Annotated in this window: 1 pseudogene; it reads right to left on the minus strand. The window is 66.7% G+C overall.

Features of this window, described 5'->3' with window-relative positions:
- Positions 1-21: 21 nt before the first annotated feature.
- Positions 22-1025: pseudogene (locus ACFWBD_RS41515) on the minus strand (IS5 family transposase).
- Positions 1026-1085: the final 60 nt, after the last annotated feature.

Consider the following 1085-nt stretch of genomic DNA (forward strand, 5'->3'; position numbering starts at 1 on the left):
AGGGCCTGTGTGACGTCGTGATCAATCAGTTGCCTTCAGCAGGTCGTTGATCCAGATCATTGAGGCGCGGAGGTGGAGGCCGGCGAGGTAGCTCTCGGGCGTCTTGTCGTATCGAGTCGCGATGCCCCGCCAGGCCTTCAGCTTGTTGATCAGGCGCTCGACGGTGTTCCGCTCCTTGTAGAGATCTGCGTCGTGACCTGTGGGCCGGCCGCCCCGGCTGCCTTTTCTCTTCCGGTTGGCGGCCTGGTCCTTCTTCTCCGGGATGACGGCCTTGATGTTGCGTTTGCGCAGGTAAGAACGGTTGGCGCGGGATGAGTAGGCCTTGTCCGCAGCGACAGCCCCAGGCCGGGTCCGGGGACGGCCGACAGGCAGACGGACCCGCACTTTCTGCAGCACGGGGACGAACTGCGGGCTGTCGGCGGCCTGTCCTGCGGTCAGGACGAACGACAGCGGACGGCACTTGCGGTCCGCGGCGAGATGAATCTTGCTCGTCAGCCCGCCACGGGACCTGCCGAGCAGGGCTTCCTTCAGACGGAGCTTGCGCCGTCGCCTGAGGTGCCGCCGCCCTTCCCGGCCGGGGTCGTCGCTTGCGTCTTGTCCGTTCTGTTCCGGCGGGCCGCCCCTTTTTGCCGGGCTCGTTCCTGGTCGGCGGCGGCTTCCTCCAGGGCGTCCATGACCTCCTTGCCGATGCACATCCCGGCGGCGTCGTGGTGGGCGCGGGCGGTGGTGGAGTCCACGCTGACCAGTGACAAGTCCGTCTTCCCCTGGCGGGCGGCCTCAGTGATCACGCCTTCCAGCAGTGCGGTGAAGACGCCGGCGTCCCGCCAGACCCGGAAGCGGCCGTAGACCGTCGGCCACGGGCCGAACTCGCCCGGCATCTCCCGCCACTGGGCGCTGGACCGGAACCGCCAGATCACCCCCTCGAACTGCTCCCGCAGCCTCTCAGGGTATGGACCGTACTCGCCTATCGGCAGGAACGGCTCGATCAACTGCCACTGCTCGTCGGTGAGTTGCCTGCGCGTCACGATCCTCTTCCTACCGGATCCGCATTCCAGACGGATCCGGATCGGCAAGATTGATCACGA

Source organism: Streptomyces sp. NPDC060002, from assembly GCF_042737245.1.
GTDB lineage: Bacteria > Actinomycetota > Actinomycetes > Streptomycetales > Streptomycetaceae > Streptomyces.